At 70.1% G+C, this 21,096-nt stretch carries 20 protein-coding genes; 13 read left to right on the forward strand and 7 right to left on the reverse strand.

Annotated features, from left to right (window positions below; genetic code table 11):
- The first annotated feature begins 49 nt into the window (after positions 1-49).
- The 10 genes from rpsB to ACFWRT_RS15215 all read left to right on the forward strand — a co-directional run bounded on the left by rpsB (position 50) and on the right by ACFWRT_RS15215 (position 10,529).
- On the forward strand, positions 50-976 hold the full coding sequence (rpsB, locus tag ACFWRT_RS15170; protein WP_380951874.1) for a 30S ribosomal protein S2: 927 nt from the start codon (positions 50-52) through the stop codon (positions 974-976).
- A 99-nt stretch (positions 977-1,075) separates the two neighbouring features.
- Positions 1,076-1,912 carry a translation elongation factor Ts gene (tsf, locus tag ACFWRT_RS15175; RefSeq protein ID WP_030569540.1) on the forward strand — a complete coding sequence of 279 codons (837 nt, stop codon included), beginning with the start codon at positions 1,076-1,078 and terminating at the stop codon, positions 1,910-1,912.
- Between the two features lie 161 nt (positions 1,913-2,073).
- Positions 2,074-2,850 (forward strand): UMP kinase, encoded by a 777-nt coding sequence (pyrH, locus tag ACFWRT_RS15180; protein WP_015611768.1) that lies wholly within the window; start codon positions 2,074-2,076, stop codon positions 2,848-2,850.
- Positions 2,851-2,966: 116 nt separating this feature from the next.
- Positions 2,967-3,524, forward strand: a complete 558-nt coding sequence (gene frr / locus ACFWRT_RS15185; RefSeq protein ID WP_018509617.1) for a ribosome recycling factor — start codon at positions 2,967-2,969, stop codon at positions 3,522-3,524.
- The gene (locus ACFWRT_RS15190; protein ID WP_380951873.1) at positions 3,524-4,609 is read left to right on the forward strand and encodes a phosphatidate cytidylyltransferase; all 1,086 of its coding nucleotides are present in this window, start codon (positions 3,524-3,526) and stop codon (positions 4,607-4,609) included. Before frr ends, ACFWRT_RS15190 begins: the two co-directional genes overlap by 1 nt.
- 101 nt (positions 4,610-4,710) lie before the next feature.
- A complete protein-coding gene (gene rlmN, locus ACFWRT_RS15195) occupies positions 4,711-5,817 on the forward strand; it encodes a dual-specificity RNA methyltransferase RlmN (protein ID WP_030569530.1) in 1,107 nt (368 codons plus the stop codon).
- A gap of 275 nt (positions 5,818-6,092) precedes the next feature.
- Positions 6,093-7,196 carry a thiamine ABC transporter substrate-binding protein gene (locus tag ACFWRT_RS15200; RefSeq protein ID WP_380951872.1) on the forward strand — a complete coding sequence of 368 codons (1,104 nt, stop codon included), beginning with the start codon at positions 6,093-6,095 and terminating at the stop codon, positions 7,194-7,196.
- A gap of 113 nt (positions 7,197-7,309) precedes the next feature.
- Positions 7,310-8,923 (forward strand): ABC transporter permease, encoded by a 1,614-nt coding sequence (locus ACFWRT_RS15205; protein ID WP_380951894.1) that lies wholly within the window; start codon positions 7,310-7,312, stop codon positions 8,921-8,923.
- Between the two features lie 5 nt (positions 8,924-8,928).
- Complete coding sequence (locus tag ACFWRT_RS15210) at positions 8,929-9,951, forward strand: ABC transporter ATP-binding protein (protein ID WP_380951870.1); 1,023 nt, start codon at positions 8,929-8,931, stop codon at positions 9,949-9,951.
- 122 nt (positions 9,952-10,073) lie between these two features.
- Positions 10,074-10,529 carry an SRPBCC family protein gene (locus tag ACFWRT_RS15215; protein ID WP_380951869.1) on the forward strand — a complete coding sequence of 152 codons (456 nt, stop codon included), beginning with the start codon at positions 10,074-10,076 and terminating at the stop codon, positions 10,527-10,529.
- A gap of 38 nt (positions 10,530-10,567) precedes the next feature.
- Here the strand turns inward: ACFWRT_RS15215 and ACFWRT_RS15220 are convergent, their stop codons facing one another.
- The 4 genes from ACFWRT_RS15220 to ACFWRT_RS15235 form a co-directional block, all read right to left on the reverse strand.
- Complete coding sequence (locus ACFWRT_RS15220) at positions 10,568-11,728, reverse strand: hypothetical protein (RefSeq protein ID WP_380951868.1); 1,161 nt, start codon at positions 11,726-11,728, stop codon at positions 10,568-10,570.
- Positions 11,710-12,450, reverse strand: a complete 741-nt coding sequence (locus ACFWRT_RS15225) for an ABC transporter ATP-binding protein (protein WP_026241009.1) — start codon at positions 12,448-12,450, stop codon at positions 11,710-11,712. Before ACFWRT_RS15225 ends, ACFWRT_RS15220 begins: the two co-directional genes overlap by 19 nt.
- Before the next feature lie 217 nt (positions 12,451-12,667).
- Positions 12,668-14,047 carry an aspartate aminotransferase family protein gene (locus ACFWRT_RS15230; RefSeq protein WP_380951866.1) on the reverse strand — a complete coding sequence of 460 codons (1,380 nt, stop codon included), beginning with the start codon at positions 14,045-14,047 and terminating at the stop codon, positions 12,668-12,670.
- Positions 14,032-14,523, reverse strand: coding sequence for an Lrp/AsnC family transcriptional regulator (locus ACFWRT_RS15235; protein WP_012378816.1), 492 nt, complete (start codon positions 14,521-14,523; stop codon positions 14,032-14,034). The genes ACFWRT_RS15230 and ACFWRT_RS15235 overlap by 16 nt, the downstream gene beginning before the upstream one ends.
- 176 nt (positions 14,524-14,699) lie before the next feature.
- On the opposite strand from ACFWRT_RS15235, the gene ACFWRT_RS15240 reads away from it, so the two are divergent.
- From ACFWRT_RS15240 to ACFWRT_RS15250, 3 genes are all read left to right on the forward strand, one after another.
- A complete protein-coding gene (locus ACFWRT_RS15240; protein WP_319174478.1) occupies positions 14,700-16,139 on the forward strand; it encodes a gamma-aminobutyraldehyde dehydrogenase in 1,440 nt (479 codons plus the stop codon).
- A gap of 166 nt (positions 16,140-16,305) precedes the next feature.
- A complete protein-coding gene (locus ACFWRT_RS15245; protein WP_380951865.1) occupies positions 16,306-17,469 on the forward strand; it encodes a polyamine ABC transporter substrate-binding protein in 1,164 nt (387 codons plus the stop codon).
- A 54-nt stretch (positions 17,470-17,523) separates the two neighbouring features.
- Positions 17,524-18,057 (forward strand): hypothetical protein, encoded by a 534-nt coding sequence (locus ACFWRT_RS15250; RefSeq protein ID WP_380951864.1) that lies wholly within the window; start codon positions 17,524-17,526, stop codon positions 18,055-18,057.
- Positions 18,058-18,180: 123 nt separating this feature from the next.
- On the opposite strand, the gene ACFWRT_RS15255 is transcribed toward ACFWRT_RS15250, so the two are convergent.
- From ACFWRT_RS15255 to ACFWRT_RS15265, 3 genes are all read right to left on the reverse strand, one after another.
- Entirely contained in the window at positions 18,181-18,984 is an 804-nt protein-coding gene (locus tag ACFWRT_RS15255; RefSeq protein WP_380951863.1) for an SAM-dependent methyltransferase, read from the reverse strand.
- Positions 18,985-19,044: 60 nt separating this feature from the next.
- Entirely contained in the window at positions 19,045-19,758 is a 714-nt protein-coding gene (locus tag ACFWRT_RS15260) for a glycerophosphodiester phosphodiesterase (protein ID WP_380951862.1), read from the reverse strand.
- Between the two features lie 168 nt (positions 19,759-19,926).
- Positions 19,927-20,961, reverse strand: coding sequence for an adenosine deaminase (locus tag ACFWRT_RS15265; protein WP_380951861.1), 1,035 nt, complete (start codon positions 20,959-20,961; stop codon positions 19,927-19,929).
- Between the last annotated feature and the right edge of the window lie 135 nt (positions 20,962-21,096).

A 21,096-nucleotide genomic window follows, 5' to 3' on the forward strand; every position in this document is an offset into this window, starting at 1 on the left:
GAACGCAAACCTGCGGTCGCGATAACCGAGCACCTCAAGGAGTACGGCCATGGCCGTCGTCACGATGCGGGAGCTGCTGGAAAGCGGCGTCCACTTCGGTCACCAGACCCGTCGCTGGAACCCGAAGATGAAGCGCTTCATCTTCACCGAGCGCAACGGCATCTACATCATCGACCTGCTCCAGTCGCTGTCGTACATCGACCGCGCCTACGAGTTCGTCAAGGAGACCGTCGCCCACGGCGGCTCCATCATGTTCGTGGGTACGAAGAAGCAGGCCCAGGAGGCCATCGCCGAGCAGGCGACGCGCGTCGGCATGCCGTACGTCAACCAGCGTTGGCTCGGTGGCATGCTCACCAACTTCTCCACCGTCTACAAGCGCCTTCAGCGTCTGAAGGAGCTCGAGCTCATCGACTTCGAGGACGTGGCCGCCTCCGGCCTCACCAAGAAGGAGCTCCTGGTCCTCTCGCGTGAGAAGGCCAAGCTGGAGAAGACCCTCGGTGGTATCCGCGAGATGCAGAAGGTGCCCAGCGCCGTCTGGATCGTCGACACCAAGAAGGAGCACATCGCCGTCGGTGAGGCGCGCAAGCTCCACATCCCGGTCGTCGCGATCCTCGACACCAACTGCGACCCCGACGAGGTCGACTACAAGATCCCGGGCAACGACGACGCGATCCGCTCCGTCACCCTGCTCACCCGCGTGATCGCCGACGCCGTCGCCGAGGGCCTCATCGCCCGCTCCGGTGCCGCCACCGGTGACTCGAAGCCGGGCGAGAAGGCCGTCGGCGAGCCGCTGGCCGAGTGGGAGCGCGACCTGCTCGAGGGCGACAAGAAGGACGAGACCGCGGCTGCCGCCGAGGTCCAGTCCTCCGCCGAGACCGAGAAGGTCGCCGACGCCGAGAAGCCGGCCGAGGCCGTCGCCGAGGCCGAGGCCGCTGTCGAGGCTCCGGCCGCCGACGCGGACGCCGAGCAGGCCTGACACCCGTCACGGCTGCTGACGGCGGGGGCCGGCGCCACAAGCGCGGCCCCCGCCGTTCACCCGTAGATCTTTCAGACTTCGAGAGAGACATACAGACTCATGGCGAACTACACCGCCGCTGACGTCAAGAAGCTCCGCGAGCTCACCGGCGCCGGCATGATGGACTGCAAGAAGGCGCTCGACGAGGCCGACGGCAGCGTCGACAAGGCCGTCGAGGCGCTCCGTATCAAGGGCCAGAAGGGCGTCGCCAAGCGCGAGGGCCGCTCCGCCGAGAACGGTGCCGTCGTCTCCCTCATCTCCGAGGACAAGACGTCCGGCGTCCTGCTGGAGCTGAAGTGCGAGACGGACTTCGTCGCCAAGGGTGACAAGTTCCAGGCCGTCGCCAACGCGCTGGCCGCGCACGTCGCCGCCACCTCCCCGGCCGACATCGCCGCGCTCCTCGCCTCCGAGATCGAGCCCGGCAAGACCGTCCAGGCGTACGTGGACGAGGCCAACGCCAACCTCGGCGAGAAGATCGTTCTGGACCGCTTCGCGCAGTTCACCGGCGACTTCGTCTCCGTGTACATGCACCGCACCATGCCCGACCTGCCCCCGCAGATCGGTGTCCTGGTCGAGCTGGACAAGGCCGACGCCGACCTGGCCAAGGGCATCGCCCAGCACATCGCCGCCTTCGCCCCGAAGTACCTCTCCCGTGAGGACGTCCCGGCCGAGGTCGTCGAGGCCGAGCGCCGCGTCGCCGAGGAGACCACGCGCGCCGAGGGCAAGCCCGAAGCCGCCCTCCCGAAGATCGTCGAGGGTCGCGTCAACGGCTTCTTCAAGGAGGCCACGCTTCTCGGCCAGCCGTACGCGCTGGACGCCAAGAAGTCCGTCCAGAAGGTCCTGGACGAGGCCGGTGTCACCCTGAAGCGCTTCTCGCGCATCAAGGTCGGCATCTGAGTCCGTCCGGGCGAACAGCGCCGGACCCGATAGGGTCTGGTGCAGTCGACGGCCGCACCCACGCCGGACGACCGCAGATCTGACGAGGAGGCCATTGCCGCTGTAGGGACACCAGACCCACCGGCAATGGCCTTCTTCGTATGTGCACGAGGAGAATTTCCATGGACAAGGGCGCGGACGCCATTCAGGCCGACGACAAGCGCGACGACGACAAGGGTTCCGGGCGCTTCATGCTGAAGCTCTCCGGTGAGGCTTTCGCCGGTGGCGGCGGTCTGGGCGTCGACCCCGACGTCGTGCACACCATCGCCCGCGAGATCGCCGCCGTCGTACGCGACGGCGCCCAGATCGCGGTGGTCATCGGGGGAGGCAACTTCTTCCGCGGGGCCGAGCTCCAGCAGCGCGGCATGGACCGGGCCCGGTCCGACTACATGGGCATGCTCGGCACCGTCATGAACTGCCTGGCGCTCCAGGACTTCCTGGAGAAGGAGGGCATCGACTCGCGCGTCCAGACCGCCATCACCATGGGCCAGGTCGCCGAGCCGTACATCCCCCTCCGGGCCGTGCGGCACCTGGAGAAGGGGCGCGTCGTCATCTTCGGCGCCGGCATGGGCATGCCGTACTTCTCCACCGACACCACCGCCGCCCAGCGCGCCCTGGAGATCGATGCCGAGGCGCTGCTCATGGGGAAGAACGGCGTGGACGGGGTCTACGACTCCGACCCGAAGACCAACCCCGACGCGGTGAAGTTCGACGCGCTGGAGTACGGCGAGGTGATCACGCGCGACCTGAAGGTCGCCGACGCCACCGCCATCACGCTCTGCCGCGACAACAAGCTCCCGATCCTCGTCTTCGAGCTGACCGTCGAGGGCAATATCGCCCGCGCGGTCAAGGGTGAGAAGATCGGCTCGCTCGTCAGCGATCAGAGCACCCGGGCCTGACGGCCCCCCAGGATGGACAACGGCCTGCCGGTCGGACACCGTGCAGGTGAGGACGCGACGCAGGACCCGCAGGGCCCGTCGGTGACGGGCCCGCTCAAGACACGCAGGAGCACGTGGTGATCGAAGAAATCCTCCTCGAGGCCGAGGAGAAGATGGAGAAGGCCGTCGTCGTCGCGAAAGAGGACTTCGCCGCGATCCGTACCGGCCGTGCGCACCCGGCGATGTTCAACAAGATCGTCGCGGACTACTACGGCGCGCTGACCCCGATCAACCAACTCGCCTCGTTCTCGGTTCCCGAGCCGCGGATGGCCGTCGTGACGCCGTTCGACAAGACCGCGCTGCGCAACATCGAGCAGGCGATCCGCGACTCCGACCTCGGCGTCAACCCGAGCAACGACGGAAACATCATCCGGGTGACCTTCCCCGAGCTCACCCAGGACCGCCGCAAGGAGTACATCAAGGTCGCCAAGACCAAGGCCGAGGACTCCAAGATCTCGATCCGCTCCATCCGCCGCAAGGCCAAGGAGGCCCTCGACAAGCTCGTCAAGGACAAGGAGTCCGGCGAGGACGAGGTGCGCCGCGCCGAGAAGGAGCTCGACGACACCACCGCGAAGTACGTCGCGCAGGTGGACGAGCTGCTCAAGCACAAGGAAGCCGAGCTGCTCGAAGTCTGATGAACGACTCTTCCTGGGGTGCACCGCAGGGAGCCGGTCACCGGGGTGCCCCCGAGATGGGGGTCGCCCCGGCGGGTCCCGCCTACGATGCGCATGAAGCCCAGCAGACTCGGCCCATGCCCAACGTGCCGGACGTCCCCGACGCAGGTAGAGACGCACAGAGCCGCGCCAACCGGGATGGGGACGCCGCGCACGTCGGCGGCCCCCTGTTCCGTGACGAGATGCCGCAGGAGCCCATGTCCACCCCGCTGCCGTCCCCGCCGCAGAAGAAGCGTGCGGGGCGTGATCTGCGCGCCGCCATAGGGGTCGGCGTGGGGCTCGGCGCCGTCATCGTCGCCTCGCTGTTCATCGTGAAGGCCGTCTTCGTCGGCGTGGTCGCGCTCGCCGTCGTCGTCGGCCTCTGGGAGCTCACCTCCCGCCTCCAGGAGCAGAAGGGCATCAAGGCGCCCCTGATCCCGCTGGCCGTCGGTGGGGCCGCGATGGTCGTCGCCGGCTACGCACGCGGGGCGGAGGGCGCCTGGGTCGCCATGGCCCTGACCGCCCTGGCGGTGCTGGTCTGGCGGATGACCGAGCCGCCGGAGGGTTACCTCAAGGACGTCACGGCGGGCGTCTTCGCCGCGTTCTACGTCCCGTTCCTGGCCACCTTCGTCGCCCTGATGCTGACGGCGGACGACGGGCACTGGCGGGTCCTCGTCTTCCTCGTCCTCACGGTGGTCAGCGACACCGGGGCGTACGCGGTCGGCTGGCGCTACGGCACCCACAAGCTCGCCCCCCGCATCAGCCCCGGCAAGACCCGCGAGGGCCTGCTCGGTGCCGTGGCCTTCGCGATGGTCACCGGCGCGCTGTGCATGGAGTTCCTGATCGACGGCGGCGCCTGGTGGCAGGGTCTGCTGCTCGGTCTCGCGGTCGCCGTCAGCGCCACCCTCGGTGACCTGGGCGAGTCCATGATCAAGCGGGACCTCGGGATCAAGGACATGGGAACCCTGCTCCCCGGCCACGGCGGCATCATGGACCGGCTGGACTCGCTGCTGCCGACCGCGCCGGTGTTCTGGCTGCTGCTGGTGCTGTTCGTCGGCTCCGGATGAACCGCTAGGCACCACGTCCCACCTGCACGTTCTTCGAGTGAGGGTCCGTTGTCCACAGGGCGGCGGGCCCTCACCCGTCTGTCTGCGACACTGGATGAACCATGCCTAAGCCCGGAGAACTCACTTTCGTCGCGCCCCGCGGAGCCAAGAAGCCGCCGCGGCACCTCGCCGACCTCACGCCCGCCGAGCGCAAGGAAGCGGTCGCCGCGACCGGCGAGAAGCCGTTCCGCGCCCAGCAGCTCTCGCAGCACTACTTCGCGCGGTACGCGCACGACCCGGAGCAGTGGACCAACATCCCCGCCGGGTCCCGGGAGAAGCTCGCCGAGGCGCTGTTCCCCGACCTGATGTCCGTGGTCCGCCACATCAGCTGTGACGACGACACCACCCGTAAGACGCTGTGGAAGCTGCACGACGGGACGCTCGTCGAGTCCGTCCTGATGCGCTACCCCGAGCGCGTCACGATGTGCATCTCCTCCCAGGCCGGCTGCGGGATGAACTGCCCGTTCTGCGCTACCGGGCAGGCCGGGCTCGACCGCAACCTGTCGACCGCCGAGATCGTGCACCAGATCGTCGACGGCATGCGTGCCCTGCGTGACGGCGAAGTCCCCGGCGGTCCGGCCAGGCTCTCCAACATCGTCTTCATGGGTATGGGCGAGCCGCTCGCCAACTACAACCGTGTCGTCGGAGCGATCCGCCGGCTCACCGACCCCGAGCCGGACGGCCTCGGCCTCTCCCAGCGCGGGATCACCGTCTCCACGGTCGGGCTCGTCCCGGCGATGCTGCGCTTCTCCGACGAGGGCTTCAAGTGCCGCCTCGCCGTCTCGCTGCACGCCCCGGACGACGAGCTGCGCGACACCCTCGTCCCGGTCAACACCCGGTGGAACGTCCGCGAGGTGCTGGACGCCGCCTGGGAGTACGCGGAGAAGTCCGGCCGCCGCATCTCCATCGAGTACGCCCTCATCCGGGACATCAACGACCAGGCCTGGCGCGGCGACCTCCTCGGCCGGCTGCTCAAGGGCAAGCGGGTGCACGTCAACCTGATCCCGCTGAACCCGACGCCCGGCTCCAAGTGGACCGCCTCACGCCCCGAGGACGAGAAGGCGTTCGTCGAGGCCATCGCGGCCCACGGTGTGCCCGTCACCGTCCGGGACACCCGCGGCCAGGAGATCGACGGGGCCTGCGGGCAGCTTGCGGCCTCCGAGCGCTGAGGCGCTGGTGACCTTGGCCAACCCGGCTGAAATCCGCCGGTGTAGCCTGGGCGCGAAATCAACTTCATATTCCGACAGGGGAGCGCCACAGCGCTGAGAGTGCGGCACCAAGGACAGGTTGGCCGCAGACCCTCTGAACCTCGCCCGGGTCATTCCGGGTAGGAAGTTCGGACCTTACTCAAGCTGTTGCGCCCTGCCCGCTTCCGGTACGTCTGTTGCGTCTCCGGGGGCGGGCAGGGCCGCGTCTCTTCCTGGTCACCTCCAGGAGGAATCACATGAACACCACCAAGAAGTACGCCGCCACCGCGCTCGCCGCGGCGCTCGGCGTCACCGTCCTCGCGGGCTGCGGCGACTCCGGCGACGACACCTCGGCCGGATCCGGTGCGTCCAAGGGCAGCGGATCCAAGACCGTCACTCTGGTCACCCACGACTCCTTCAACGCCTCCGAAGACGTACTGAAGCAGTTCACCAAGGAGAGCGGCTACACCGTCGAGCTTCTCAAGAGCGGTGACGCCGGTGCCGCCCTCAACCAGGAGATCCTGACCAAGGGCTCCCCGCGCGGCGACGTCTTCTTCGGCGTCGACAACACCCTGCTCTCCCGCGCCCTCGACAACGGCCTCTTCACCGCGTACGAGGCCAAGGGCCTGGACCGGGTCGCGAAGGGCACCGAGCAGGACGACCAGCACCGCGTCACGCCCGTCGACACCGGTGACATCTGCGTCAACTACGACAAGAAGTACTTCGCCGACAAGAAGCTCGCGCCGCCGCAGACCTTCGAGGACCTGCTGAAGCCCGCGTACAAGAACCTCCTCGTCACCGAGAACGCGGCGAACTCCTCGCCCGGCCTCGGCTTCCTCCTCGGCACCATCGCCTCGCAGGGCGAGGACGGCTACCAGGACTACTGGAAGAAGCTCAAGGCCAACGGCGTCAAGGTCGTCGACGGCTGGGAGCAGGCCTACAACGAGGAGTTCTCGGGCTCCGCGGGCGGCAAGAAGGCCAAGGCGGACCGGCCGCTCGTCGTCAGCTACGCCTCCAGCCCGCCCGTCGAGGTCCTCTACGCCGACCCGCAGCCGAAGGAGGCCCCCACCGGCGTCTCCACCGGGACCTGCTTCCGGCAGACCGAGTACGCCGGGCTGCTGAAGGGCGCGAAGAACGAGGCGGGCGGCAAGGCGCTACTCGACTTCCTGATCAGCAAGACGTTCCAGGAGGACGTGCCGCTGAACATGTTCGTCAACCCGGTCGTGACGGACGCGAAGCTGCCGGAGATCTTCACCGAGTTCGGCGAGACCGTCGACAAGCCGGCCACCGTGGCCCCGGAGAAGATCGCCGCCAACCGTGAGCAGTGGGTCCAGGCGTGGCACTCGATCGCCGTGAAGTAGACGGCCCGGTCAAGGCCGCCGAGTCCGTCGCCGGGCCCCGGTCCGGCGGCGGATGGTCCGGCGGCGGACGGCCCGGAGGCGGGCGGCGTGGAGCGGTGGTGCGGCTCGGCCTGATGGCCGTGCCCGTCGCGTTCTTCGCCGTCTTCTTCGCCTACCCCGTCTCCGCGATCGTCGGGCGCGGGCTGAAGACGGACGGCGGCTGGCAGTTCGGGCGGATCGGCGACGTGCTGTCCCGCCCGGACATCCTGGACGTCCTCTGGTTCACCACCTGGCAGGCGCTCGCCTCCACCGCGCTCACCCTGCTGATCGCCCTGCCCGGCGCGTACGTCTTCGCCCGCTTCGACTTCCCCGGGAAGCAGGTGCTGCGCGCGGTCGTCACCGTGCCGTTCGTGCTGCCCACCGTCGTCGTCGGTACCGCGTTCCTGGCCCTGCTCGGGCGCGGCGGCTTCCTCGACGAGCTGTGGGGCGTACGGCTGGACACCACGGTGTGGGCGATCCTGCTCGCGCACGTCTTCTTCAACTACGCGGTGGTCGTCCGGACGGTGGGCGGTCTCTGGTCGCAGCTCGACCCGCGCCAGGAGGAGGCCGCCCGGGTGCTCGGCGCCGGACGGTTCGCCGCCTGGCGGCGGGTGACGCTGCCCGCGCTCGGCCCTGCGGTGGCGGCAGCCGCGCTGATGGTCTTCCTCTTCACGTTCACCTCTTTCGGTGTCGTGCAGATCCTCGGCGGGCCCGCCTACTCCACCCTGGAGGTGGAGGTCTACCGCCAGACCGCCCAGCTCCTCGACCTGCCGACGGCCGCCGTGCTGACCATGGTCCAGTTCGTGGCGGTCGGCGCGATCCTCGCCCTGCACGCCGCGACCGTACGCCGCCGGGAGCGGGCGCTGAAGCTCGTCGACCCCGCGCAGACCTCCCGCCGGCCGCACGGCGCCGGGCAGTGGGCGCTGCTCGGCGGGGTGCTGCTCACCGCGCTGCTGCTGATCCTGCTGCCGCTCGGGGTGCTGGTGGAGCGGTCGTTCGACGGGCCGGAGGGGTACGGCCTCGGCTACTACGAGGCCCTCCAGTCGGCCGGCGGCAGTGGCTCCACCTTCCTCGTACCGCCGCTGGAGGCGGTCGGCAACTCCCTCCAGTACGCGTTCGTCGCCACCCTCATCGCCCTCGTCGTCGGCGGTCTCGCGGCGGCGGCCCTGACCCGGCGGGCGGGACGGCTCGTACGCGGCTTCGACGCGCTGCTCATGCTGCCGCTCGGGGTCTCCGCCGTCACCGTCGGCTTCGGCTTCCTCATCACCCTCGACAAGCCGCCGCTCGACCTGCGCACCTCCTGGATCCTGGTCCCGCTGGCCCAGGCGCTGGTGGGCGTCCCCTTCGTCGTACGGACCATGCTCCCCGTGCTCCGCGCGGTGGACGACCGGCTGCGCGAGGCGGCCGCCGTGCTCGGAGCCTCGCCGCTGCGAGCCTGGCGCGAGGTCGATCTGCCGCTGGTGCGGCGCGCGGTGCTGGTCGCGGCGGGCTTCGCGTTCGCCGTGTCGCTCGGGGAGTTCGGCGCCACCGTCTTCATCGCCCGGCCCGACAACCCGACCCTGCCGGTCGCGGTCGCCCGGCTGCTGGGCCGGTCCGGGGAGCTCAACTACGGGCAGGCGATGGCCCTCAGCACGATTCTGATGCTCGTGTGCGCAGTGTCGCTGCTGCTCCTCGAACGCATCCGTACCGACCGATCCGGGGAGTTCTGACCACCATGCTGAGCCTGCAGGCAGCCACCGTACGGTTCGGGAAGCGGACGGCCCTCGACGCGGTCGACCTGGAGGTCGCAGACCACCGCATCGTCTGTGTGCTCGGCCCCAGCGGCAGCGGGAAGTCCACCCTGCTCCGGGCCGTCGCCGGGCTCCAGCCGATGGACGGCGGCCGGGTGCTGCTGGCCGGGCAGGACCAGGCGGGCGTCCCGGTGCACCGGCGCGGCCTCGGCCTGATGTTCCAGGACCACCAGCTCTTCCCGCATCGCGATGTCGGCGCCAACGTCGCCTTCGGGCTGCGGATGCACGGCACGGGGCGGGCGGAGTCCGAGCGCCGGGTTTGCGAACTCCTCGACCTGGTGGGCCTTTCCGGCGCCGGACGCCGCGCGGTCGCCGCCCTCTCCGGCGGGGAGCAGCAGCGCGTCGCCCTGGCCCGCGCCCTCGCCCCGCGCCCCAAGCTCCTGATGCTGGACGAACCCCTCGGCCAGCTCGACCGCAGCCTGCGCGAACGGCTCGTCATCGAACTGCGCACCCTGTTCCAGGAGCTGGGTACGACGGTGCTCGCCGTCACCCACGACCAGGGCGAGGCGTTCGCGCTCGCCGACCGGGTGGTGGTGATGCGGGACGGCCGGATCGCCCAGGAGGGCAGCCCGCTGGACGTGTGGCAGCACCCCGCCTCCGCGTTCGTCGCCCGCTTCCTCGGCTTCGACAACGTGACCCCGGCGACGGTGACCGGCCAGGCCGCCGCGACCGCCTGGGGCAAGGTGCCGGTCCCCGAGGGCTCCCCCCAGGGCGAGGTCGACCTGCTGGTGCGGCCCGCCGGAGTGCTCATCGGGGCCGAGAAGGACGGGCTGCGCTGCACGGTCGGCGTCCGCACCTTCCGCGGCAACCACGTGACCGTGCGGCTGACCCCCGAGAACGCGCCGGTGCTGGAGGCCGAATGCGCCCTGCGGGACACCCCGGACGAGGGCGCGGTGGTGGGCGTCCGGTTCGACGCGGCGGAGACGGTGGTGCTGGCGGGGGAGTAGGGGTACGCGCACCTGCCGCCCCGGCACCGTACCCCCGCTGACCGGCGCGACAGGACCGGGCGGGGCGGGCAAGGTGGGAACCGGACCCCCGGACCGGCGACCGCGAGACGAGGACCCCGACCATGAACGGTGGCACCCGCCAGGGCATCGACCTCACCCGCGTGCTGAACGCCCCGCAGCGGCGGGTCTTCGCGGCCTGGACGTCACCGGAGGACTTCGCCGCCTGGTACGGCGGCGAGGCCGAGGTCCCGCTGGACCGGGTGTCGATGGACGTACGGCCGGGTGGGGCGTGGAGCCTGGTCATCGTGATGCCCGGTGTCGAGATGCCGTTCCACGGGGTCTACCGCGAGGTGAGCGAGCCCGACGGTCTCGTCCTCACGCTCAAGGACGGTTCCGCGCCGAAGGAGGCGGAGGGCGAGACCATCACCGTCACCTTCACCGACCTCGGCCACGGAACCACCGAGCTGGCCTTCCAGCAGCGCGGCGGCAACCTCACACCGGAGCAGTACGCGGCGGCCGAGGACGGCTGGGAGGCCTTCTTCGACGCGCTGGCCACCCGCGTCGCCACCCATCCCTGAGCCGCCCCGCTCCTGAAGGCCCCCGAGCCCCCCGCGACCTACTTCGCCAGCGGCAGCGCCGCCAGCTCCGCGATCACCCAGGTCAGCGGGGCGAACAAGGCCAGCAGAGCCGCAGCCCGCAGTGCGGTCGCGGCGCGGAGTACGGAGGCGGGGGCGCCCATCCGCAGCAGCGCCTCGGCGGTGTGGGCGCGGGCCTGCTTCGCCTCCAGTGCCGAGGTCAGCAGCGTCGCCGCCGTGCAGCCGAGGACCACCACCGCACCGAGCGCGGTGAGCGGCCCCCAGGGGCGCTCGTCGCCCCCGTACAGGGCCGACGCGGCGATCACCGCGGCGAACACGGCGCAGACGATCCCCAGCGGGCGGCCGATCCGGCGTGCCTCGTCCATCAGGACCCGGCCCGCCAGCAGCCGTGCGGCACCCGGGCGCACCGCCTGGAGCGCCCGCCCGCACAGATACGTCAGACCGGGACCGGCCACGGCCAGGCCGGCCGCGGCCAGCGTCCAGCCGGCCAGCACCGCCACCGGGGTCGCCTCGAACCGGCCGGGCAACGGGAACGCGCTCCCGGCCGCCCCCCGGGACGCGTACGCCTCGACCGCCAGTCCCAGGGCCACCAGCGCCACACCCCACGGGAGGCCGCTCGGCGCGGGGGCGGGCTCCGGCAGCTCCTCGGAGCCGAAGGTGTCCCGCGCCGGGTCGGGCCGCGACCGCAGCGCCACCGCGCTCGCCGTCGCCGAGAGGATCGGGACGAGGGCGAGCAGCATCAGCGCCGCCGCCAGCGGCAGCGGAGTGCCCGCCCCGAGGAACTCCGCCGCTCCGCCGTCGAACGGCATCCCGGTCAGATCGCCCCGCAGATGCAGGAAGAACAGCAGCGCCACCATCGAGCCGAGCGTGGTGGAGACGGCCGTGGAGACCGCCGCCAGCACCGAGAGCCGCACCGGGCCGAGGCCCATCGAGGAGAGACCGGGCCGGGGCCGTGTGCTCGGATCTGTGCGGGCCACCGCCACGGCGAACATCACGGTGGCGGCGAGCGGAACGAAGCACCACAGCAGCCGCAGCACCGAACCGGCGGACGCGGGATGCGCGGAGGCGTACCCGAGCGAGCACAGGAGGAGGAAGCCGACACCGGCGGAGGCGGCGGCGACGAGCAGCCGCCGGACCAGGACGAGGGGATGCGTACCGCGGGTCAGACGGAGAGCGAGCACGCCGCGCTGCCCTCCGTATCGGCGGGGACGCCGGGCAGGGCGACGGTGGCGACGCGGCGGCCGTCCAGCAGAGGCACGGTCCGGTCGGCGAGGGCGGCGACCTCGGCGTCATGGGTGGCCAGGACCACCGTGATGCCGTGCGAGCGGGCCGCGGCGGTCAGGGTGCGCAGGAGCTGGGAGCGCTCGGCCCGGTGCAGGGTCGCGGTGGGCTCGTCGGCGAAGAGCACCGTCGGCTGCCCGCACAGGGCCCGGGCGACGGAGACCCGCTGGCGTTCGGCCTGGAGGAGGGCGTGCGGGCGCTTCCTGGCGAGGGCGGCGATGTCCAGGCGCTCCAGCCACTCCGTGGCGGCCTTCTTCGCGGCCCGGTGCGAGGCGCCGCGCAGCAGCAGCGGCAGCGCCGCGTTCTCCCAGGTGGTCAGCTCGGGGACGAGCTCCGGGTCGGCGCCGATCCAGCCGAACCGTTCCCTCCGTAGCTGCTCGCGCACCCGGGGAGCCATCGTGTGTACGGGGACGCTGTTGAACCAGACCTCGCCCTGCTCGGGCACCAGCCGGCCCGACAGGCAGTGCAGCAGCGTCGTCTTCCCGCTGCCGCGCGGGCCGGTCACGGCCAGGATCTCGGCGTCGCGGACGGAGACGGAGACACCGCCGAGACCGGGCGATCCGTTGTGGGAGTGGTGCAGGGAACGCGCCCAGATCACGTCGTTGTCCGGCGGGGCCACCATGGCGTACACCTCGGTTCGGATGAGTTTTCCCGTTCCCCCGTACGGGGGAACGAGGACGCGGCCGATCGGTCACTGGGCACCGTAGATAGTCGGACCGGGGTGTACGCACAGCACGCGGCCCGGACGCTCCCCTTCTCACTCGAAAGGGCGCATCCGGGCCGGGTGGACCGTATGAAATGACCGCTGAATGATGATCATCCAGAGGGCGTGGTGACGGTCAGAGCTTCGTCCACGCCTCCGTCAGCACGGCCCGCAGAATGCCCTCGATCTCGTCGAACGTCGACTGGTCCGAGATCAGCGGCGGTGCGAGCTGGACGACCGGGTCGCCGCGGTCGTCGGCCCGGCAGTACAGGCCGTTCTCGTACAGGGCCTTGGAGAGGAAGCCGTACAGGACGCGCTCGGTCTCCTCGTCGGTGAACGTCTCCTTGGTGGCCTTGTCCTTCACCAGCTCGATGCCGTAGAAGAAGCCGTTGCCGCGGACGTCGCCGACGATCGGCAGGTCGTGCAGCTTCTGCAGCGTGGTGAGGAAGGCGTTCTCGTTGTCCAGGACGTGCTGCGTGAGGTTCTCACGCTCGAAGATGTCCAGGTTGGCGAGACCGACCGCCGCGGAGACCGGGTGGCCGCCGAAGGTGTAGCCGTGCAGGAAGGTGTTGTCGCCCTTGTAGAACGGCTCGGCGATCTTGTCCGAGACGATGCAGGCACCGATCGGGGAGTAGCCGGAGGTCATGCCCTTCGCGCAGGTGATCATGTCCGGTACGTAGCCGAACTTGTCGCAGGCGAAGATCGTGCCGAGGCGGCCGAAGGCGCAGATGACCTCGTCCGAGACGAGCAGCACGTCGTACTGGTCGCAGATCTCGCGGACCCGCTGGAAGTACCCGGGCGGCGGCGGGAAACAGCCGCCCGCGTTCTGCACGGGCTCCAGGAAGACGGCCGCGACGGTCTCGGGGCCCTCGAAGAGGATCTCCTGCTCGATCTGGTCGGCTGCCCAGCGGCCGAAGGCCTCCGGGTCGTCGCCGAAGAGCGGGGCGCGGTAGATGTTGGTGTTCGGCACCTTGTGCGCGCCGGGGACCAGCGGCTCGAAGGGGGCCTTCAGAGCGGGCAGGCCGGTGATGGACAGGGCGCCCTGCGGGGTGCCGTGGTAGGCGACCGCACGCGAGATGACCTTGTACTTGGTCGGCTGGCCCTTGAGCTTGAAGTACTGCTTGGCCAGCTTCCAGGCGGTCTCGACGGCCTCGCCGCCACCGGTGGTGAAGAAGACCTTGTTGAGGTCGCCCGGGGCGTAGTCGGCGAGCCGCTCGGCCAGCTCGACGGCCTTCGGGTGGGCGTAGGACCACACCGGGAAGAAGGCGAGCTCCTGGCCCTGCTTGTACGCCGTCTCGGCGAGCTCGTGACGACCGTGGCCGGCGTTGACCACGAACAGGCCGGAGAGACCGTCCAGGTAGCGCTTGCCCTTGTCGTCGAAGATGTACGTTCCCTCGCCACGCACGATGGTGGGAACGGGCGCGTTCTCGTAGTCCGACATGCGGGTGAAGTGCATCCACAGGTGGTCGTACGCGGTTCGGCTGAGGTCCTTGCTCACGGCTATCGGGTTCCCCACATATAGGTCTGCTTCTTGAGCTTGAGGTAAACAAAGCTCTCGGTGGAGCGCACGCCGGGAAGGGTCCGGATGCGTTTGTTGATCGTCTCCAGCAGGTGGTCGTCGTCCTCGCAGACGATCTCCACCATCAGGTCGAAGGAGCCCGCGGTCATCACCACGTACTCGCACTCGGCCATGGCCGACAGGGCTTCGGCCACCGGGTCGAGGTCGCCCTCGACATTGATGCCGACCATCGCCTGGCGCCGGAATCCCACGGTGAGCGGGTCCGTGACGGCGACGATCTGCATCACGCCCTGGTCGAGCAGCTTCTGGACGCGCTGGCGCACAGCCGCTTCGGAGAGGCCGACGGCCTTGCCGATCGCGGCGTACGGACGCCGTCCGTCCTCCTGGAGCTGCTCGATGATTGCGAGGGAGACGGCATCGACCGCTGGCGGTGATCCGTTCCCGGTCCTGGAGTCTGCGCTGCGACTGGCCACACGTCCACTCTGCACCGCACTCGCCTGTCTCGCAACCCCAGATCGATGAAATTCGTTGAGTTGGTGCGCAGAACCGACTGAATCCGAAGCTGGGGGTGGTTGCCTATGTCGAAAGCGACACCGGAACGATTAGGGTGGGTGTCTCACCCATCGGACAGCCGACAGGAGGGGTGGTCATGACCACCGAGGTGCGCCGTCTGCGCAACTACATCAACGGGGAGTTCCGGGACGCCGCGGACGGGCGGACCATCGATGTGGTCAGCCCGGTGACGGAAGAGGTCTACGCGACCTCGCCGCTCTCCGGCCAGGCCGATGTCGATGCCGCCATGGAGGCCGCCGCGGCCGCCTTCCCGGCCTGGCGCGACACGACGCCCGCCGAGCGCCAGAAGGCCCTGCTGAAGATCGCGGACGCCTTCGAGGAGCGCGCGGAGGACCTGATCGCGGCCGAGTCGGAGAACACCGGCAAGCCGATCGGGCTCACCCGCAGCGAAGAGATCCCGCCGATGGTGGACCAGATCCGCTTCTTCGCCGGTGCCGCGCGCCTCCTGGAGGGCCGCTCGGCCGGCGAGTACATGGAGGGCCTGACCTCCATCGTGCGCCGCGAGCCCGTCGGCGTATGCGCGCAGGTCGCGCCGTGGAACTACCCGATGATGATGGCCGTCTGGAAGTTCGCCCCGGCGCTCGCCGCGGGCAACACCGTGGTGATCAAGCCGTCCGACACCACCCCGGCCTCCACCGTGCTGATGGCCGAGATCATGGGCCAGATCCTGCCCAAGGGCGTCTTCAACGTCCTGTGCGGCGACCGTGACACCGGCCGCGCGATGGTGGAGCACCCGACCCCGGCGATGGCCTCCATCACCGGCTCCGTCCGGGCCGGCATCCAGGTCGCCGAGTCCGCCGCCAAGGACGTCAAGCGCGTCCACCTGGAGCTCGGTGGCAAGGCGCCCGTCGTCGTCTTCGACGACGCCGACATCGCCAAGACTGTCTCCGGCGTCTCCGAGGCCGGCTTCTTCAACGCGGGCCAGGACTGTACGGCCGCGACCCGCGTCCTGGTCCACGAGTCCATCCACGACGAGTTCGTGACCGCGCTCGCCAAGGCCGCCGCCGACACGAAGACCGGGCAGCCGGACGACGAGGACGTGGCGTACGGCCCGCTCAACAACGCCAACCAGCTGAAGCAGGTCAGCGGCTTCATCGAGCGGCTCCCCGCCCACGCCAAGGTCGAGGCGGGCGGCCACCGGGTCGGCGACAAGGGCTACTTCTACGCTCCGACCGTCGTCTCCGGCCTCAAGCAGGACGACGAGATCATCCAGAACGAGGTCTTCGGGCCCGTCATCACGGTCCAGTCGTTCAGCGACGAGAAGCAGGCCGTGGAGTACGCGAACGGCGTCGACTACGCCCTCGCCTCCTCGGTCTGGACGACGAACCACTCCCGCGCGATGCGCATGTCCAAGAACCTCGACTTCGGCTGCGTGTGGATCAACACCCACATCCCGCTGGTCGCCGAGATGCCGCACGGCGGATTCAAGAAGTCCGGCTACGGCAAGGACCTCTCCGCGTACGGCTTCGAGGACTACACCCGCGTCAAGCACGTCATGACGTCCATCGAGGACTGACCGCCGCGCACGTCGTACGCATACGGCCCCGGGCTCCGCGCCCGGGGCCGTATGCGCTCTGGACAAGGTGTGCGGAACGGTCCGCTCCCGCTGGACGCTTGGTCCATTGCCCGCTGCCGTGGCCGACCGGCATCCTGCGCGGGTGCGAGCGATCAGGAAGAACCCCATGTCCCGCCGTTCCCTGCTGCGCGCCCTCGGGGCGGGAGCGGCCGGCGCCACCCTGGCCGGCTGCGGGGTGCCCGCGGCCTTCGTCGAGCCGGGGGACCGGGCCGGACACGACAGCTCCGCCACCGACCACACGCTGCACTTCGCCAACTGGCCGCTCTACATCGACACCGACGACGACCACGAGTCGAAGCGGCCCACCCTGGACGCCTTCTCGCAGCGGACCGGGATCTCCGTCACGTACACCGAGGAGATCAACGACAACGACGAGTTCTTCGGGAAGATCAGCCCCGCGCTGATGAACCGCCAGCAGACCGGCCGGGACCTGATCGTCATCAGCGACTGGATGGCGGCCCGCTTCGTCCGGCTCGGCTGGGTCCAGGAGATGGACCGGGCGAAGCAGCCCAACGTGGCCAAGTACCTGGACCCGCAGCTACGTTCGCCCGCCTTCGACGAGGGCCGACTCCACAGCGTCCCCTGGCAGTCCGGGATCACCGGTATCGCGTACAACCGGAAGCGGCTCGGCCGTGAGATCCGGTCCACCGGCGACCTGTGGGCGGACGACCTGCGGGGCCGGGTCACCCTGCTCTCCGGCCTCGACGAGTCGTTCGCGCTGCTGATGCAGGGCAACGGCGTCGACATCACCCGCTGGACGTCCGACGACTTCCACGAGATCTGCGAGCAGACGGAGCGCCGGGTCCGCTCCAAGCACATCCGCCGCTTCACCGGCAACGACTACATCAAGGACCTCGCCACCGGCGATGTGCTCGCCTGCCAGGCCTACTCCGGCGACGTCATCCAGCTCCAGGCCGACAATCCCGACATCGAGTTCGTCGTTCCCGAGGAGGGCGCCGAGCTGTGGGCCGAGTCCCTGATGATCCCCAACCTCGCCCGCCACAAGCGCAACGCCGAGCGGCTGATCGACCACTACTACGACCCCGAGGTCGCCGCCGAGCTCGCCGCCTGGGTCAACTACGTCTGCCCGGTCCCCGCCGCCCGGGACGTCCTGGCCTCCTCGAAGGACGAGGAGGCGGCGGCGCTCGCCGAGGATCCGCTGATCTTCCCCGACGACACGATGCGTCAACGGCTCGCCATCGCCCGCGACATCACCTCCGAGGAGCGGACGGACTTCGCCAAGAAGTGGAACTCCATCGTCGGCTTGTGAACCCGTAACAGGGGCGGCGTGAAGATGGCGTAAAGGCGGGCATACGCTGCGGATATGAGCGAGCGACACGCCCTCACCCGGCGTATACGCAGGTGGCTGGTCTTCTTCATCGTCTGTCTGGTGCTGAGCGGCATCACGGCTTTCCCGCTCGTCACCGAACTCCGCTGGGGCGAGGAGCTGCTGAGGTCCACGCCGGTCCCCGAGCACCTTCCGGGCCTGATGGAGTGGATCACCCGGGTCCGCGAAGGGCTCGCCACCATCGAACGCGACACGCCCTTCATGCTGTACGGCACCGACTGGCTGGCCTTCGCCCACCTGGTCATCGCCGTCGCCTTCTACGGGCCCTACCGCGACCCGGTCCGCAACATCTGGGTCATCGAGTTCGGCATGATCGCCTGCGCCGGGATCATCCCGCTCGCGCTGATCTGCGGCCCGATCCGGGGCATCCCGTTCTGGTGGTCCGTGATCGACATGTCCTTCGGGGTCTTCGGTGTCATCCCGCTGCTGATCGTGCGGCGCATGATCAAGCGGCTGGAGGGGTTGGAGCAGGCGGTCGCCCCTGCAGCCCCCGTCCCGGCGGGCGCCTGAGCCTCACGGCTTCCGGGCCACCGCACCGGAACATCACGGCTTCCGGGCCACCGCACCGGAACATCACGGCTTCCGGGCCACCGCACCCGAACATCACGGCTTCCGGGCCACCGCACCCGAACATCACGGCTTGCGGGCCACCACCCCGAACTGCGCCACCTCCGGCTCCCGCGGGTTCGTACGCCAGCGGGAGCAGGAGACGATGCCGGGTTCCAACAGGTCGAGGCCGTCCAGGAACGACGCGCACTCCTCCCGGCTGCGGGCGGTGATCGGCGGGGTGGCGTTCTCGTTCCAGAAGCGCATCGCCGCCTCGTTGCCCTCGCCGCCCAGCTCCAGCGTCGGGTGGGTCAGCACCAGGTGGCTGCCGGACGGGACGGCCGCCATCAGCGTACGGACGATGGACCGCGCCTCGTCCGTGTCCAGTACGAAGTTGAGGATGCCGAGCATCATCACCGCCACCGGCCGCCCCAGATCCAGGGTGGGCTCGGCCGCCTTCAGGATCTGCTCCGGGTGGTGCGCGTCGGCGTCGACGTACTCGGTGGCGCCCTCCAGCGAACCGCTGAGCAGGGCCCGCGCATGGGCCAGCACGATCGGGTCGTTGTCGACGTAGACGACCCGGGCGTGCGGGACGGTGTGCTGGGCGATCTCGTGGGTGTTGTCGGCCGTCGGCAGACCGGTGCCGATGTCCAGGAACTGGTCGACGCCCACGTCCCCGGCCAGATGCCGCACCACCCGGCCGAGGAACGCCCGGTCCGCGCGGGCCACTTCACCGATGATCGGGTACATCCCCGTCACCTGGTCGCCCACCGCCCGGTCCACCGGGTAGTGGTCCTTGCCGCCCAGCCAGTAGTTCCAGACCCGGGCGTTGTGCGCGACGTCGGAACGTATCCGGGCAGGGGCCTCGGCCTGCGGTCGGCTCTCACTCACGTCTGCTGCTCCTCGGTACCCGTCCGGCACTTCACGGCACCGACCATCATGCCGGACCGATCAAGAACCCCTCAGCGCGCGGGAGTTGGAGCGCAGCTTGTGCAGGGCGTCGATTCGGTTGGTGGTGATCGAGTCGACGCCCCGCTCGATCAGCTTCCGCATCGTGCGCTTGGTGTCGGCCGTCCAGGCGGAGACGAGGAACCCGTCCCGGTGTGCCCGGTCGGCCAGTTCGCGGCTGACGAGCCCGAAGCGGTAGTTCAGCCAGCGCGGTTTCACCGCCTCCAGCAGGACCGGGCGCGGCGGGGCGAGCGTGTTCCAGGTCAGCGCGATCTCCGCGGCCGGGTTCGCGGCGCGCACCCGCAGCATCGCGTCCGCGCCGGCGCAGTAGTACGCCCGCTCGCCCGCGCCGCACTCCAGGACCGTACCGACGATCTTCTTCACCGACGCGTCCGTGGAGCCGGGCAGGTCCACCATCACCCGGTGCCCGTCGGTGGCGTCCAGCGCCTCGCGCAGGGTCGGCACCCCGCCGCCGGTCAGCTCCAGCACCTCCTGGTGGGTGAGCCGGTCGACGCGCCGGTCATGGCCCCACAGCCGCTCCAGCGTCGTGTCGTGGAGCAGGACGGGCACCCCGTCGCGGGTGACGCGTACGTCGATCTCGACCGCGTCCGCCCCCCGGTCGAGGGCGGAGCGGATCGAGGGCAGCGTGTTCTCGCGGGCCCGGTACGGGTCGCCGCGATGCGCGACGGCGGTGAAGCGGGTGGTGGTGTCGGCCATGGGGCCATTGTGACGACCGGGGCCGGCAGGCGCGGCTCCGGAGGCGGTTTTCCGGGTACGTGTCCGGGTCGGCGGGGCGGTTACGTGTCCGGGTCAGGGACGCGGTTACGTGGCCGGGGCAGCGACGCGGTTACGTGGCCGGGGCAGCCAGGCGGTTGTGTGTCCGGGTCAGCGGGCGGGGCCCCGGAGCCAGTTCGCCGTGTACGTGTCGATCTCCTCGGCCAGCCGGCGCTTGCCGGTGGGGTCCAGGAACGAGGCCTCCACCGCGTTCTTCGCGAGGCCGGCGATCCCCTGCTCGTCCAGCTTCAACAGCCGGGCGGCGACCGCGTACTCGTTGTTCAGGTCGGTGCCGAACATGGGCGGGTCGTCGCTGTTGACGGTGACCAGGACACCGGCCTGCACCATCTCCCGGATCGGGTGCAGCTCGATGTCGGTGACCGCGCGGGTGGCGATGTTCGACGTCGGGCAGACCTCCAGGGCGATCCGGTGCTCGGCCAGGTGCTCCAGCAGCTTCGGATCCTGGACGGAGCTGGTGCCGTGGCCGATGCGCTCGGCCCGCAGCTCGGTGAGCGCGTCCCAGACGGTCTGCGGTCCGGTGGTCTCCCCGGCGTGTGGCACCGAGTGGAGGCCCTCGGCGATCGCCCGGTCGAAGTAGGGCTTGAACTGCGGGCGCTCCACCCCGATCTCCGGTCCGCCGAGCCCGAAGGAGACGAGCCCGTCGGGCCGCCGCTCCACCGCCAGCCGGGCCGTCTCCTCGGCGGCCTGGAGCCCGGCCTCGCCCGGGATGTCGAAGCACCACCGCAGGATGACGCCCAGCTCGGCCTCGGCCGACTTGCGGGCGTCCTCGATGGCCTCCATGAAGGCCACCTCCGGGATGCCGCGCCGGGTCGAGCTGAACGGGGTCACGGTCAGCTCCGCGTACCGGATGTTCTGCCGGGCCATGTCCCGCGCCACCTCGAAGGTGAGCAGCCGGACGTCCTCGGGGGTGCGGATCAGGTCCACCACCGAGAGGTAGACCTCGATGAAGTGCGCGAAGTCGGTGAAGGTGAAGTAGTCGGCCAGCGCCTCCGGGTCGGTCGGCACCTTGGAGTCCGGGTGCCGGGCGGCCAGTTCGGCGACGATCCGGGGCGAGGCGGACCCGACATGGTGGACGTGGAGCTCGGCCTTGGGCAGCCCGGCGATGAAGGGGTGTGGATCGGTCATGTGTCTGTCTCCCACAGTTCGGCGTGTACATCGGCGGAGGCCCAGGGGTGGTCCGGGGACGGAGGCCCAGGGGTGGTCCGGCCGGCTGCACCGATCATCGTAGGCGGGGTGAGACGGCGGGGAGCCGGGCCGTAG

Origin of the sequence: Streptomyces cyaneofuscatus, assembly GCF_042718795.1 — a bacterium.
Classification (GTDB): Bacteria; Actinomycetota; Actinomycetes; order Streptomycetales; family Streptomycetaceae; genus Streptomyces; species Streptomyces cyaneofuscatus_A.